This window comes from Paenibacillus ginsengihumi DSM 21568 (genome assembly GCF_000380965.1).
GTDB lineage: Bacteria > Bacillota > Bacilli > Paenibacillales > NBRC-103111 > Paenibacillus_G > Paenibacillus_G ginsengihumi.
On record NZ_KB905568.1, the window covers coordinates 48,142 to 61,898 of the forward strand.

The following is a 13,757-nucleotide window of genomic DNA, read 5'->3' on the forward strand; positions in this document are numbered from 1 at the left end:
GGGGGAGTAGGTGCAAAGGATGTGTTCGCCTTGAAGGAGAAGGATTCGGATGAGAGGCTGAAATCGTTTTTTCGCGAGGATCCCCTTTATTTGAAAAAATATGTCCGCGAACGCCCCGACAACAAGATGGCCTGGTATTTGCTCGGCCGCGAATACGAGGCGCAGGGCAAGCGCGGCAAAGCGATGTACTGCTACGAGCAAGCCGGGGAAGTGTACGAAGCCTTTGAAAACCGGAAGATCGTGATCCCGGACGATACGCTGAACGATATCCGGGAGGAACGGCGACGGCACAAGCGGAGAAGGCTGCATAAGGCGTTGCGAACGGCGGTATTCGGTCTGCTCGCGGTTGCCGCTATCCTGTACGCTCCCGGGCTGGAGGAGCGGGACGCGGAAGAGCCTGCCGCAGCGACGTCCGGGGCGGTGCCCGCCGGCGAAGCTCCGCCGACCGATATTTATTATTTGTCTGCCGGCATATCGAAGGAATCGGTAGGCTCGGCGCTCAAGGAAATGCTGCTCGGCCAGCGAAGCGGCCGAAGCGCCTTGCTGGCCGGCGGAGAAGCGCTCGAGCCGGGGAATTGGATCGGCTGGTGGAAGCCGGCCAGCCCGCTGCTGTCGGTGGAACCGGGACACGACGCCGCCGAACGGCAAATCCGCTATTACGACGCGGCCAGTTGCGAATGCGAGCCGGCCGATGCCGCCGCCGCGCAAAGCCTGCTGACCGCATGGACGGCCGCCCAGGAGCAGAGGGCGGTGCTGCAATCGGCGCTGGCCGCTTACGCGCAGCGGTACGGCAGCTTGCCGGCCAGCCTGGAGCAGCTCAGCCGCCCGTATCCGGATAACGTGCTGCCTGGCGTGACGCCGGCGATGCAGCAGCTCTACGAGCAGGAGAGGCAGGCGCTCGAGCAGACAGCCCGAAGCTGGTCGAGCGGAGCGGCCGCCTCCCGGCCACCTTCCGCTCCGGCCGAACCGTCGGTATCGGGCGAGCCGCTGGCCGAGCCGATACGCCTGATCGTCGATAAACGGCAGCATCGGCTGGCCGTCGTCAGCGGCAATGTCATACTGCGGAATTACCCGGTCGGCTTGGGAGGAGAGGCTACGCCGGAAGGGGAGTTCACGATCTCGGAGAAGGTCCGCAACCCGAACGGGAAGTCGAACGGCGAATTCGGCAGCCGGGGAATGACCTTGTCCGATACGCAGTATGCCATCCACGGGACGAACCGGCCGTCCAGCATCGGCAAGGACGAATCGCTCGGCTGCGTCCGCATGCTGAAGGAGGACATCGAGGAGCTGTTCGACATGGTGCCGCTCGGCACGAGGGTGACGATCGGCAGCGGGCTGCTGCCTTCAGACATCGGACGCAGTCCCGGCGAGCCGTTCAAGTTGCCGCTGTTCACCAAGGAGACGAACCCGGATAAAGTGTACCGTTGGCTCGATTAAAGCGATGCGGCCGGCCTGCTTATTGATTGACGATTAAGAGCACGGCCATCAGGATGACAATGGCAGCGAAGCCGCCGCCGACCCAAGCGATCAGCTTGACGTTCGGACCGTCCTCTTTGCGCTTCATATACGAAGGCTGTTTGACTTTCTTCATCGTTTCTGACCCGCTTTCTATTTTGAAATTTGGCGGTAATCCGCCGACAAAATTTCAACCCCGAAGGTGACGACCGATGACGAAGGAAGCGCTTGTCATAGGCGTCTATTTTGAAATTTGGCGGTAATCCGCCGACAAAATTTCAACCCCGAAGGTGACGACCGATGACGAAGGAAGCGCTTGTCATAGGCGTCTATTTTGAAATTTGGCGATAATCCGCCGACAAAATTTCAACCCCGAAGGTGACGACCGATGACGGAAGGAGTCGTTCGTCATAGGCGTCTATCTGAAGTGATATACGTCTATTGTAGCATATTGCCGCGGAATTGGGATGCGTTTTTCGGCGAATTGCGCCGGCCCCGGCCGCGGCGTTTTTTTCCTGAACGGTACCTTTATTTTTGCGGCGCAAAGCGCTAAACTGTCTAAAGGAATATTTCAAGCGGTACGGGCGAAGGAGAATAGAAGTCATGTTGTACAAGCATATTGCAAAACCGGCTTTGTTTAGGATGGACCCGGAGAAAGCGCATCATCTGACGATTAACGGGCTGCATGCAATCAGCCGCTTCAAGCCAGGCCGCTGGCTGCTGCGGGCGATGTGGGGCGTCCCCGTCTATCCGGAATTGGAATCGGAGCTGTGGGGCATCCGCTTCCCCAATCCGGTCGGTCTGGCCGCCGGTCTCGATAAGAACGCCAAGGCGGTGCCAGGCTTTTGCAGCATCGGGTTCGGGTTCATGGAGGTCGGCACCGTCACGCCGAAGCCCCAGCAGGGCAACGAGCTGCCGCGCCTGTTCCGGCTTCCGGAGGACAGCGCGCTCATCAACCGGATGGGCTTCAATAACGTCGGTATCGACGGGATGAAGCGCCACCTGCGCAATGCAGCCGCCAGAACGGTGCCGCTGGCGATCAATATCGGCAAAAATAAAACGACGCCCAACGAGCGGGCGGAAGAGGATTACCGGGCCTGCATTCAGGCGCTTTACGGATACGGCGATTTTTTCGTCGTCAATATCAGTTCCCCCAACACGCCGGATCTGCGCAACCTGCAGCACGGCGACGAGCTTTCGCGCCTCCTGGCGGCGGTGAAGGACGAGATCGGCAAGCAGCACGCCCGGTTCGGCGGCCGGCAGAAGCCGGTGCTCGTCAAGATCGCTCCCGATCTAAGGAGCGAGGAAGTGGAATATATGGCGGAGACGATCATGAGCAGCGGCGTCTCGGGGATTATCGCCTCGAATACGACGATCGCCAGAGACGGGCTCACGCACCCGCATCGGGTGGAAGCCGGAGGCCTTAGCGGCCGTCCGCTTACCGCCCGGTCCACGGAGCTTATCTCCCGGCTGTATCGATTGACAGAGGGGCGCATCCCGATTATCGGCTCGGGGGGTATTTTCACTGCGGACGACGCATATGAAAAAATACGGGCAGGGGCCTCGCTGGTAGAAGTGTATACCGCATTAATTTACGAAGGGCCAGGCTTGCTGAGACGTTTGAACGAAGGATTGAGACAGCGGCTTCAGCAGGACGGCTTCCGTCATCTGTCCGAAGCGATCGGTTCGGCGCATCAAGGCAAGTAGAATGGAGGGACACCCGATGGACGGACGCGACTGGAAATTGTTTTTGCAGCCCTACGAGCAGACGGTGGAAGAGCTGAAGGTCAAGTTCAAGACGCTGCGCGCAGAGCTGAAAAACCGGGAGGAATACTCGCCGATTGAGTTCGTCACCGGGCGCGTCAAGCGCATCTCCAGCATTATCGAGAAAATGAAGCGGCTGAACGTGCCGATGGAAAATATCGAGACGGGCATTGAGGATATCGCCGGCATCCGCATCATGTGCCAATTTGTGGAGGATATTGAAGCGCTGGCGGAGCTGATTCGGGCGCGTGAGGATATGACAGTCAAGTATGTCAAAGACTACGTGACGAACAAAAAGCCGAGCGGATACCGCAGCTATCATATTATCGTGGAGTACCCCGTACAGACGGCGCTCGGGATGAAGCGGGTGCTGGCGGAGATTCAGCTGCGCACGCTGGCAATGAATTTTTGGGCGACGATCGAGCACTCCCTCAATTACAAATACCGCGAGAAGCTGCCTGAGCAGGTGGTGGAAAGGCTGAGCAGGGCAGCGGAAGCGGCTTATCTGCTCGACCGGGAAATGAGCAGCATCCGCGACGAGATTATGGAGGCGCAAAAGCTGTTCGAGGACAAATCGCGAATCGTGTCCCAGGTGCTAAGCGGCATTCAGCGGCTGTACTATTTCCATCGCGTGCGGGAGGCGGCCCAGTTCCAAATGCGCTTCAACGAGCTGTGGGATATCGACGACGTATGGCATTTCAAGGAGCTCTTGCACGATATCGAGGAAGCGATCCGCAGGGCGGCTGCGAAGAGCCCGTAAAAAAGCCCGTAACTAGGCGGGCACTGCCGGAAGACGCGGAGGCTGGAGGGTTGAGGCGATGAATCGCGATTATGATCCTTTGTACGTACAGTTTATACATTATTTCAATATTGAGCGCGATTATTTCGAGTGCCATGAGGTGATGGAGGAGCTGTGGCTCGAGGAAGGCCGCGATCCGGTCTACCAAGGGCTGCTGCAGGTCGCCGTCGGATTGTACCACGATGCGAACGGCAACCGGAACGGGGCGATCAAGCTGTTCGCGCAGGCGCTCGACAAGCTGGAGGGCGTGCAGGACGAAAGGCTCGGCATCGATCTGGAGAAGCTGGTGAACGACAGCCGTACCTATTACCGGAAGCTAAGCCGCGCCATGGATGAGCCGTTCGAGCCTTACGATCTCGATATCGTCATCCTCGACTCCAAGCTGCGGACGGCCGTCGAACGGCTGGCGGGCAGCGCAACGGAATGATATCTTTGGAAAATAGCGCGCCTTGCCGATTCGCTGGTTTCCGGCTGCTGCTTGCGTCCGATGGCGTTTTAGCGCATAAACCGAAAAAAACCTCCAGCCGCTACTCTGGCGGCAATGGAGGTTTTTGCTTGAAACGTTACTTGGCGTTATGCTTCTCCAGGAACTGCTTGTACGCATCTTGCGGATGGCCCGGTTCGCCGGAGACAGAGATGCCTCCCTCCATGCGCTCCGCTTCGACGCCGTCCTTATAATAAACGAGCGTCGGCGTATACTGAATATTATTTTTGTCCCAGGCGTCCGGGAATTCCTCCAGGTTGAACTGCTTGACGTCGATGCCCATCTCCTTGGCCATCGGCGCAAGGATCGGCGTTGTCCGCTTGCAGTGCGGGCAGGTCGAAGCGAAATAATAGACGAAGAACGATTCCTTGTTGTCGATTCTTGTCTGCAGCTCGTTAGGCAAAATAATATTTTGATAATTCGGATCGTCCAGCAGCTTCAGCGTTTCGGGATGCAGATCCTGCGGAGCGATGCCGTACACGTTGTTTTCGTATTTGGCGTATTTCGCCTTGTTGGCTTGCTGATTGAGAACAAACAGCGCGGCGAACAGGACGACGATAACAGATAAGAAAATCAGCAGCTTCTTCATTTCGATTCACCTCATTTCTGCACGGGATTGCACGGGATAATGAAAGTTGCGCCCATCCTATAACCATTCTTCGCTGAGCGCGGAGATTCCTGCCTGATATCATACCTCAAATTTGAAATAATTGCGACACCGGATCTCTCCGGCGCTTCGCAAGGCGCCAATAAAACGTCCGGAACTCGCCTGCGGCATCCGCTTGAAGCCGGACAGCCAGTCGGGCTCCCGGTCTGGTTCGGCCGAGCTGGCAGCGCTTTAGGAAACCGCTCATATGGACCTGATGCAAACGGGACGGCTATATATTATAATTTGACATATTGGCGACCGACCGCAGGACAGGAATTGCCCGGATGATGAGCTTGAACGGTCCGCTTATAGTAGTTTGAGAATGTTTTGCTAAGCTTGAAGGCTTTGGGCGACGAGACATAAACAGCAAAGGCGAGTGGTGACATGGGGACTGATATGCTGCCGGGAACGTTCCTGGGCCGGATGGAGCGGCTGCTTGGGGACGGTTTCCCGGATTTTTTGGCTTCTTATAAGGAGCAGCGGCAGTACGGACTGAGGGTCAATACGCTGAAGATTTCTCCTGACGCATTGCAGGAGATAGCCGGGGTCGGCCTGCAGCCGGTTCCTTGGTGTCCGACCGGATTTTATTATAGCGAGGCGGACCGGCCAGGCAAGCATCCGCTGTATCATGCCGGCCTGTATTATATCCAGGAGCCGAGCGCGATGGCGCCCGTGGAGCTGCTGGACGTGCTTCCCGGCGACCGAGTGCTCGATCTGTGCGCGGCCCCGGGGGGCAAATCGACGCAAATCGCCGCCAAGCTGGGCGGCCAGGGCGTGCTCGTCGTCAACGACGTGCATCCGGACCGGGTGAAGGCCTTGGTCAAAAATATCGAGCTGTCCGGCGTGCGCAACGCGGTCGTGCTGAACGACGATCCGGGCAAGCTGCAGCATGCGTTCAAGGATTGGTTCGACAAAATCTTGATCGACGCTCCCTGTTCGGGAGAAGGCATGTTCCGCAAGGAAGAGGATATGGCGAAGGCGTGGCGGCCCGACTGGACGGACAAATATGCCGAAATGCAGCGCCAGCTGCTCCGTCAGGCGGCGGCGATGCTGAAGCCGGGAGGGCGGCTCGTCTATTCCACGTGCACCTTCTCGCCGGAAGAAAACGAGCGGATGATCGCGGCATTTTTGGACGAGCATCCGGAATTTGCGGCCGTGGAGACGGGCAGCGGGACGGCGGCCGGACGCGAGGATTGGCTGCCTGGCCGGCCGGATTGGGCCGAAGGACGCCGGGCCGGCGAGACGGTGCGCACGGCCCGGCTGTGGCCGCACCGACTGCGCGGGGAAGGCCATTTTGCGGCGGCGCTTGAGCGTCGCGGACTAGATATCCGCGGCGGACAAGCGCCGCCGGGAGGGCCTGCAGCGTGTGCAGCAGCGGCAGCGGGCGGCCTCGCCGGATCGGGCCTTGCCCGAACGGGCGAGGGAGCCGGTGCAGCTATGCGGCTGGAGCCGGAGCCGGAGGCGGGGGCAAGCCCGGCGGGCGCGCGCGGCGATGAGGCAGCCGGGCGGACTGCCGCTGAGCGGGCGGCGGGCGGCGGCTCGGCGGCCACGGCCGGCGGCAAGCGCGGGGCCGACGCCGCGCCTGCCGGACGCGGGCGCGCGGAGCGAATCGCCGCCGGGCGGGGCCGCGCCGCGGGCGGCCAGGATCGGGGCGCGCGCCCGGAGCGCCGCGGCGGACGAGCGCCGCATAGCGGCTCCGCGTCCGCCGACGCGCTGGAGCTGTTCCGCCAGTTCGCTGCGGAACAGCTTGCCGTGCCGGCGGCCGGGCTTATAGCGGAGCCGCTCGTACGCGGCGAGCACCTGTGCGCCGCGCCGGCCGGGCTGCCGGAGTTGGCCGGCATCCGCGTCATCCGCCCCGGCTGGTACCTCGGCAGCGCGCGCCGGGGACGGTTCGAGCCGGCGCATGCGCTCGCGCTTGGCCTCAAGGCCGATGAAGCGCTGCGCTCCGCCCGCCTTCCCCTGGGCGACGAGCGCGTCATCCGCTACCTGCGCGGCGAGACGATCTCGCTGGCGAAGGAGGAGCTTCGCCTGGCCGGCGAGCGGGCTCAAGCCAAAGGCTACGCGCTCGTATGTGCGGGCGATTATCCTTTGGGCTGGGCCAAATGGCAGGACGGCCTGCTGAAGAACGAATATCCTCCCGGATGGAGGTGGACATAGGCAATGAAGAAGACGATGCGGCTGGACAAGCTGCTGGCGCATGCCGGCTACGGCTCGCGCAGCGACATCAAAAAGCTGATCAAGGCCAAGGCCGTGGCGGTGGACGGCAAGCCTGCGAAGGACAGCGGCATGCAGATCGATCCGGACCGCCATCGGATTACGGTAGACGGCGAGGCGGTCATGTACAAGGAATTCGTCTACGTTATGCTGAACAAGCCGCCCGGGTATGTCTCGGCCACGGAGGATGTGAGGGAACGGACGGTGATCGATCTCGTGGCGGACGAATACGGTCATTACGAGCTTTTTCCCGTCGGCCGGCTCGACAAGGATACGGAAGGGCTGCTGCTGCTCACCAACGACGGCAAGCTGGCGCATCAGCTGCTATCGCCGAAGAAGCATGTCCCGAAAACATACTACGCGGAAGTTGAGGGACAAGTCGGCGAGAGCGATGCGCAGGCGTTCGCGCAAGGAGTGACGCTGGATGATGGGTATGTTACGCTGCCGGCCAAGCTTAGGATTTTGCATTCCGGCAGTCCGGAAACGGAGGAGCTGTCCCGAATCGAGCTGACGATCGTCGAGGGCAAATTTCATCAAGTAAAGCGGATGTTCCAGGCCGTCGGCAAGCGGGTCGTTTATTTGAAGCGGCTTTCGATGGGGACGCTTGCCCTGGACGAGCGGCTCGGGCCTGGCGAATACCGGGAGCTGACGGCGGAGGAGCTGGAGCGGCTGATCAAAGGCAATGAGGCGTAACCGCTGAACGGTCGCCGCATCGTTGACGGAATATTGCCGGCACGCGGCGAAACGGCCGCTCGCGAGCTATTTGGCTTGCCTGGATTTGCGGCGGATGCAGTGGATGCGGCGGATGTGGTGGATGCGGCGGATGCAGTGGATGCGGCGGATGTGGTGGATGCGGCGGATGCAGTGAATGCGGCGGATGTGGTGGATGCGGCGGATGCAGTGAATGCGGCGGATGTGGTGGATGCGGCGGATGCAGTGAATGCAGTGGATGTGGTGGATGCGGCGGATGCAGTGGATGTGGCGGATGTGGTGGATGCAGTGAATGCAGTGGATGTGGTAGGTGCAGTGGATGTGGTGGATGCAAGCGAATGCGGCCAATGCGGTGGAAAGGGCAACCTCGTAAATCACTAAAAAAGCGAGGGGCCGCATCCTTTGGGGGGAAGTCGCTGTGATATCAGCCGAAGCGGGAACAGGCAGGACGTTCGTCCGGTTCCGGTTCAGATTCATGCGAATGAAGGAAGCTGCCGGGAAGGAAATGCTGGCGGCCGGCAAACGGGATGCTGGAGTATCGCCTCCCGCCGATTGCGAACCGAAGGGCATAGCTTGATCCAGGACGGGATATGCTATCCATATTGGCCCTGCGGGCCGATTCAATCCTGACATCCTTTGGAGGCGACGCTCATGGCATCCATGAAGCTAAGGCCGGATATCAGAACGGCCGGAGGCGAGGTTAACGACATATTGTACAACAATCGGTTTGTGGGCACGCTTACGTTAGTTTACCGGGATTCCGACCGGATGGCCGGGTCGCTCCAATTGGAACAAGAGGCGCTGTCCGAGCGGGAAAAGGACGATGTAAGCGAGCAGGTGCATGAATATGTGCAGGCATTGGTCGATGCGATGAACATCTCGAAGTGCGAGGTGATGGTTACTTTCAGCAGCTTCGATCATGTGCTGGCCTCGGAAAGCGAGATGGAGGAAGACCTGAGCCTCGGCGAAGAAGAAGACCGGGACACCGAAGTGATTTGGGTGGACGACAACACTCGGTTTGGCGACGAGGGAACGGGCGAACGGGACGAATATACGATGCAGGATTACGAGCTGGTCATTGTCGGCGAATCGCGCAACGCCGTGGAGTATCATGTTTACGGCGCGGACGAGGAATGGGTGGCCGAAGCGTTCATGAGCATCGTCGGCCGTCAGGTGAACGGAACGGTCAAATGGATGATGATGCCGGAGGAAGACGATTTGGACATCGTCGCAGACTTGATCGTCCGCGATTTCGATGAAAAAGAAATCGATTCGTTTGCGATCGAGATGAGGCATGGGGATGAGCTGATCGAGACGATCGAGCTGGCGCACGAGGAGCTGCTGGAGGACGAGGAAGACCTGCCGCAGGCCGGAGATGATGCCTATTCGCTGGAAGGGGAGTCTTCGCCCTATTCGGTTGCTCTGGTCAGAGACGACGGGGACGTGCTCCATTACGAGATCTACGAGCGGTCCCGCGGAAGGCTGCCCATCGGCACGGCTACGATCGATATCAGCCAAAAGCAGCTGACCGGCTTCGTCGATTTCCGCGATCCGGGAACCGAGGAAGGCCGGGAGCAGATTGCCGCTTTATTGATGCAGGAGCTGGATAAAGAGAAGGATTACGAGACGTTCAATGTCAGCATGATGCACAACAACCGGCTGATTGAGGAATTGCTGTTCGAAACCGAGCAGGTTCATTAAAAAAAAGCCCGAGAGGCGGGTCGTGTTCCTTGCGCGTTTTGGTTCGAACCGTTCTAGCAGACCGACCTCGCTCCCCTAAAAATACGCCCCCGGCGCCATTGAACTGCCCCCTTCTATTTGACAGGGAGCAGTTCACATTAACGGCCCGGGGACGTTTGCGCGATTTTCCTATGCTTTAGCCCTGCTTCAAAAATTTGATATAGCCGAAGCCGTAATAAGAGCCGACGGCCAGGATGACGGTCCATGCCGCGAGACCGATCGTGATCCAAAGCATGACCCACCGTTTGGAGGAGCCGAAGGCGAGCGCAAGCAGCGCCGCGATATCGGTGCCGACGATGACCGGAGCGATCAGCGCAAGGCCTGGCGTGCCGTAGCGGTCCCAAATTTTGCGGGCGCGGGACATTTTTTTGCCCGAGGTAAGAGCTTCCTCCTCGCTGATGCCGAGCTTGCGGGCGCGGCGCCGTTTCCACCAGCCGGAAATTTGAGTGAAAAAGAAGCCGATCAGCAGAACAGGTATCCAGTTGCCGATGAATCCGACGATGCTGACGGGGATCGGGGACAAGCCCCAGGCGATGCCCAGAGGCACTACAAGGAATACTTCGAGCCACGGCGCTGCGGCCAAACCAAACAAAGCTAGATATTCCCAAATATGCTCGATAATTTCAGTCATCATATCTCTCCTTTGATTTTCAAGTGTATACAAGTGTATAAGTAAAACAGGCGTGCCTCCAGAATTTCTTTGTTACATATATTTCCGAAAAAAAGTTTTATTTCTGGATTTTCCCGATTTCGATCGGCGAAGGTAAAATTGCAGGTACACAGGCAAGCGCCTCGCTTTTGCGGAACAGATCGGCTCCGGCCACCGTGCTGATTTTATAGGGATGCCAAATCACGAAGCCGTTTTCTTCCCCGGCCTGACCTCTTTTAACGGGTGGGCGCAGCGATCACCTTGAGCCATGCCGAAGTGGGTACCGAAAAATAGCAGCGGTACAGTCTGTTCAGGATGCCGTATATCAGCGGTGCGGCGCCGGGCGGCGCAGTCCTTTCGGATAATGGTTCTTCAGCTGCCCTTCCGAATGCTTGCCCCAGCCGAGCGGGAAACCGTCGACGGTGACGAGCGTCCACCCGCTGCCTGTGGAAAGCACGGGCAGTGTCAGCGATTCGCCGCTTAAGTATCTGTGCACCTCCTCGCTGTCCGAGGACAGCCGGATCGTCCGCAGCGCAGCGTCCTCCCGCGGCAGCGCCAAGGCGAGCGCATGCGCCGGCCGGGCGAGGCCCTTCTTCACTTCGGCCAGGTGCAGCCCTGGCCGCGGCGTTTTGAGCCCCTGCAGCAGGGCGGGGCTGAAGACAGCCCCCTCGCCGACGGGCAGCCAGTACAGCTGGTCGCCGAAGAGCAGCGGCTCGCCCGGCGGCAGCAGGTCGGCTCCGCCGGCCAGGTTGTCCTTGGCGAAGCGGCCGAACAGCCGCATCGCTTCTTCTTCGGGGCGCGATGCTTGGGCACGCCGACCGGCAGCGTTTCGCGGGCGGCCCGTCTGGCGCGTCGGGCGTTCGGGGCCTGGAGGCGGAGCAAGCTCTGCCTCCAGCACCAGCACGGCGACAAAATGCCCCTCGCCCCGCTGCCGATGTGGCCAGATTCGCTCGGTCTTCTCCAGCTTCAGCTGGGGAAACTCCGATAGCAGGCGCTCGATGGTCCCCTCGTTCTCCTGCTCATTGAAGGTGCAGGTGGAATAGGCAAGCCTGCCGCCGGGCTTCAGCATGCGGACGGCCGAACGCGCGATGTCGAGCTGGCGGGCGGCGCACATCTGGACATGAGCCGGAGACCATTCAAGCACCGCATCGGGATCTTTGCGAAACATGCCTTCGCCGGAGCAGGGGGCATCCAGCATGATTTTGTCAAAGTAGCCGGGGAACGTCTTCTCCAGCTGGTCGGGCCCGGCGTTCGTGACTATGGCGTTCGCGATGCCGAGGCGCTCGATGTTCTCGGCCAGCGCCTTGGCACGGGCGGGATGAATCTCATTGGCGACGAGCAACCCGCGGCCCTGCAGCTTGCCGGCGATCTGGGTCGATTTGCCGCCCGGCGCTGCCGCCAGATCGAGCACGATATCCCCCGGCTGCGGCTCCAGCAGCTCGGCGGAGGACATGGCCGAAGGCTCCTGAATATAATACAGGCCAGCGGCATGGTACGGATGCTTGCCGGGCCTCGTTTCTTCCGCGTAATAAAATCCCGTCGGGCACCACGGCACCGGCTCCAGGCCGAAGCGCTCCTTGAGCGGCGCGGCGTCCTGCGGGTCCAGCTTGAGCGGGTTCAAGCGGAGGCCGCTGGTTCGCGGCTGGCCGTAGCTGGCCAGGAAGCGCTCCGCCTCCTCGCCGCCGAGCAGTTCCCTCATCTGCCGGACGTAAGCTTCCGGGAGCTGTATGCTTAACGAACACATTGCTTACCATTCCTTTATGTCGAACGTATCTTTGTCTTGAGAGTATTATACAAGTTTCACCGTATTGTGAGAAGCGAATGCGCCATGATATAATAATCTGATGTTTTCGGGGGAGGGATGAATGGACGCATGATGTACGACATTCCGCGAAAAGTTCAGGTTTTGGGCGAAGATATCGGCGAACATCAGTTGAAATATCATGACCGGGAAGTGCTCGTATCGAAGGAATTCACCTTCGACAGCGCGCATCATCTGCACTGCTACGAGGGCAAATGCCAAAGCCTCCACGGTCATACGTATAAACTGCAGGTTGTGATGAGGGGCAAGGTCGATCATCGGGGCATTACGATCGACTTTGCCGACATTAAGCGCATCGCCAAGGAGCGCGTTGTTGACCGGCTGGACCACCGCTACTTGAACGAGGTGCTGCCGCCGATGAATACGACGGCGGAAAATATGGTCGTCTGGATGTACGAAGAGCTGGCGGCCGCGCTGCGGGAGGAGGGGTTGTACCCCGCCGTGCGGCTGGAGGAGGTGCGGCTGTGGGAGACGCCGACAAGCTACGCTGCGGTCACGGCAGCGATGATGGGGGAGACGGACGGGTGAGCGCAGAACGACAGACGCTGAGCGCGAAGCTGCCGATGGTCGAAATTTTCGAGACGGTAGAAGGGGAAGGCACGCGGGCCGGCTTCCCGACCGTGTTCGTGCGGCTGTTCGGCTGCAACCTTCGCTGCACGTGGTGCGATACGACGTACAGCTACCCGCCGGCGGAGGCCGAATTCGTCATGACGATCGGCCAAATCGTCGAGGAGACGGCCCAATACCGCTCCCGGCATTTATGTCTGACCGGCGGCGAGCCGCTGCTGTACGGCGAGAAGTCGGCGGCGCTGATCGAAGCGCTTGCCGGCACAGGCCGTTACGACGACCTGCACGTGGAGACGAACGGCGCCATTGACCTTTCGTATTTCCTGGAGCGCATCGAGTCGCCGATCGTCCGCTACATTATGGACTACAAGCTGCCGGATTCCGGCGAGCAGGACAAGATGATCGAGGCCAATATCAGGCGGCTGCGCAAGCAGGACGAATTGAAATTCGTGATCGGCAGCGAACGCGATTTTCAGGCGGCGCTGGACGTGCTGGCGAAGCATCCGACGAAGGCGCTGCCGCTGTTCAGTCCCGTATGGGAGACGATGCCTCCGGCTAAGCTTGTCCGGCTCATGCTCGATCACGGACTGCATCAGGTCAAGCTGAACATGCAGATGCATAAGGTGATCTGGGATCCGGCCGCTCGGGGCGTATAGCGGTCGGGCTCGCTGCCGTCACGCTGCGTTAGGCGCCGCAGCCCGAAGCCGGGCGCGGCAAGGGAGCGGGGGGCTGCGGCGGCAGTGGCGCTGGTCCATTGCTCGATAGCCGCCGTGCCGAGCGATTCTTTTCGCCATCGGACATCGTCAGCGATACCTGAAAATTTGGCTCGTGGATCATCGCCAAATTTTCATGATAGCCGCCCATGCCGCTGACGCAGCACCATCAGATGATGAAAGTGGGCTG

General features: G+C 60.0%; 14 protein-coding genes. 10 read left to right on the plus strand and 4 right to left on the minus strand.

Going from position 1 to position 13,757, the window contains the following annotated elements:
- The first annotated feature begins 21 nt into the window (after positions 1-21).
- On the plus strand, positions 22-1,437 hold the full coding sequence (locus F591_RS0112515; protein WP_019534948.1) for a L,D-transpeptidase: 1,416 nt from the start codon (positions 22-24) through the stop codon (positions 1,435-1,437).
- Positions 1,438-1,456: 19 nt separating this feature from the next.
- Here the strand turns inward: F591_RS0112515 and F591_RS33265 are convergent, their stop codons facing one another.
- Positions 1,457-1,591: a hypothetical protein gene (locus tag F591_RS33265; protein ID WP_019534949.1), complete on the minus strand. Its 135-nt coding sequence runs from the start codon at positions 1,589-1,591 to the stop codon at positions 1,457-1,459.
- Between the two features lie 467 nt (positions 1,592-2,058).
- Here F591_RS33265 and F591_RS0112525 point away from each other — a divergent pair, with 467 nt between their 5' ends.
- From F591_RS0112525 to F591_RS0112535, 3 genes are read left to right on the plus strand one after another with little or no spacing between them, the layout of a single operon-like run.
- A complete protein-coding gene (locus F591_RS0112525; RefSeq protein ID WP_019534950.1) occupies positions 2,059-3,162 on the plus strand; it encodes a quinone-dependent dihydroorotate dehydrogenase in 1,104 nt (367 codons plus the stop codon).
- Between the two features lie 16 nt (positions 3,163-3,178).
- Complete coding sequence (yjbM, locus tag F591_RS0112530) at positions 3,179-3,979, plus strand: GTP diphosphokinase (protein ID WP_019534951.1); 801 nt, start codon at positions 3,179-3,181, stop codon at positions 3,977-3,979.
- A gap of 58 nt (positions 3,980-4,037) precedes the next feature.
- The gene (locus F591_RS0112535; RefSeq protein WP_019534952.1) at positions 4,038-4,445 is read left to right on the plus strand and encodes a DUF309 domain-containing protein; all 408 of its coding nucleotides are present in this window, start codon (positions 4,038-4,040) and stop codon (positions 4,443-4,445) included.
- A gap of 136 nt (positions 4,446-4,581) precedes the next feature.
- On the opposite strand, the gene F591_RS0112540 is transcribed toward F591_RS0112535, so the two are convergent.
- Positions 4,582-5,091: a thioredoxin family protein gene (locus F591_RS0112540; protein ID WP_019534953.1), complete on the minus strand. Its 510-nt coding sequence runs from the start codon at positions 5,089-5,091 to the stop codon at positions 4,582-4,584.
- A 444-nt stretch (positions 5,092-5,535) separates the two neighbouring features.
- Here F591_RS0112540 and F591_RS0112545 point away from each other — a divergent pair, with 444 nt between their 5' ends.
- The 4 genes from F591_RS0112545 (at position 5,536) to F591_RS0112565 (ending at position 9,777) form a co-directional block, all read left to right on the plus strand.
- Complete coding sequence (locus F591_RS0112545) at positions 5,536-7,308, plus strand: RsmB/NOP family class I SAM-dependent RNA methyltransferase (RefSeq protein WP_019534954.1); 1,773 nt, start codon at positions 5,536-5,538, stop codon at positions 7,306-7,308.
- Positions 7,309-7,311: 3 nt separating this feature from the next.
- A complete protein-coding gene (locus F591_RS0112550) occupies positions 7,312-8,058 on the plus strand; it encodes a pseudouridine synthase (RefSeq protein ID WP_019534955.1) in 747 nt (248 codons plus the stop codon).
- Between the two features lie 99 nt (positions 8,059-8,157).
- Positions 8,158-8,457, plus strand: a complete 300-nt coding sequence (locus F591_RS32280; protein ID WP_026326574.1) for a hypothetical protein — start codon at positions 8,158-8,160, stop codon at positions 8,455-8,457.
- A gap of 270 nt (positions 8,458-8,727) precedes the next feature.
- A complete protein-coding gene (locus F591_RS0112565; RefSeq protein ID WP_019534958.1) occupies positions 8,728-9,777 on the plus strand; it encodes a hypothetical protein in 1,050 nt (349 codons plus the stop codon).
- Between the two features lie 175 nt (positions 9,778-9,952).
- Here the strand turns inward: F591_RS0112565 and F591_RS0112570 are convergent, their stop codons facing one another.
- Together F591_RS0112570 and F591_RS0112580 are read right to left on the minus strand one after the other, a co-directional pair.
- Positions 9,953-10,447 carry a small multi-drug export protein gene (locus F591_RS0112570; RefSeq protein WP_019534959.1) on the minus strand — a complete coding sequence of 165 codons (495 nt, stop codon included), beginning with the start codon at positions 10,445-10,447 and terminating at the stop codon, positions 9,953-9,955.
- A gap of 343 nt (positions 10,448-10,790) precedes the next feature.
- On the minus strand, positions 10,791-12,209 hold the full coding sequence (locus F591_RS0112580; protein ID WP_019534961.1) for an RsmF rRNA methyltransferase first C-terminal domain-containing protein: 1,419 nt from the start codon (positions 12,207-12,209) through the stop codon (positions 10,791-10,793).
- 129 nt (positions 12,210-12,338) lie between these two features.
- Between F591_RS0112580 and queD the strand changes: the two genes are divergently transcribed.
- Both queD and F591_RS0112590 read left to right on the plus strand, forming a co-directional pair.
- Entirely contained in the window at positions 12,339-12,815 is a 477-nt protein-coding gene (queD, locus tag F591_RS0112585; protein WP_019534962.1) for a 6-carboxytetrahydropterin synthase QueD, read from the plus strand.
- Between the two features lie 35 nt (positions 12,816-12,850).
- On the plus strand, positions 12,851-13,510 hold the full coding sequence (locus F591_RS0112590; protein ID WP_083935459.1) for a 7-carboxy-7-deazaguanine synthase QueE: 660 nt from the start codon (positions 12,851-12,853) through the stop codon (positions 13,508-13,510).
- Positions 13,511-13,757 lie beyond the last annotated feature (247 nt).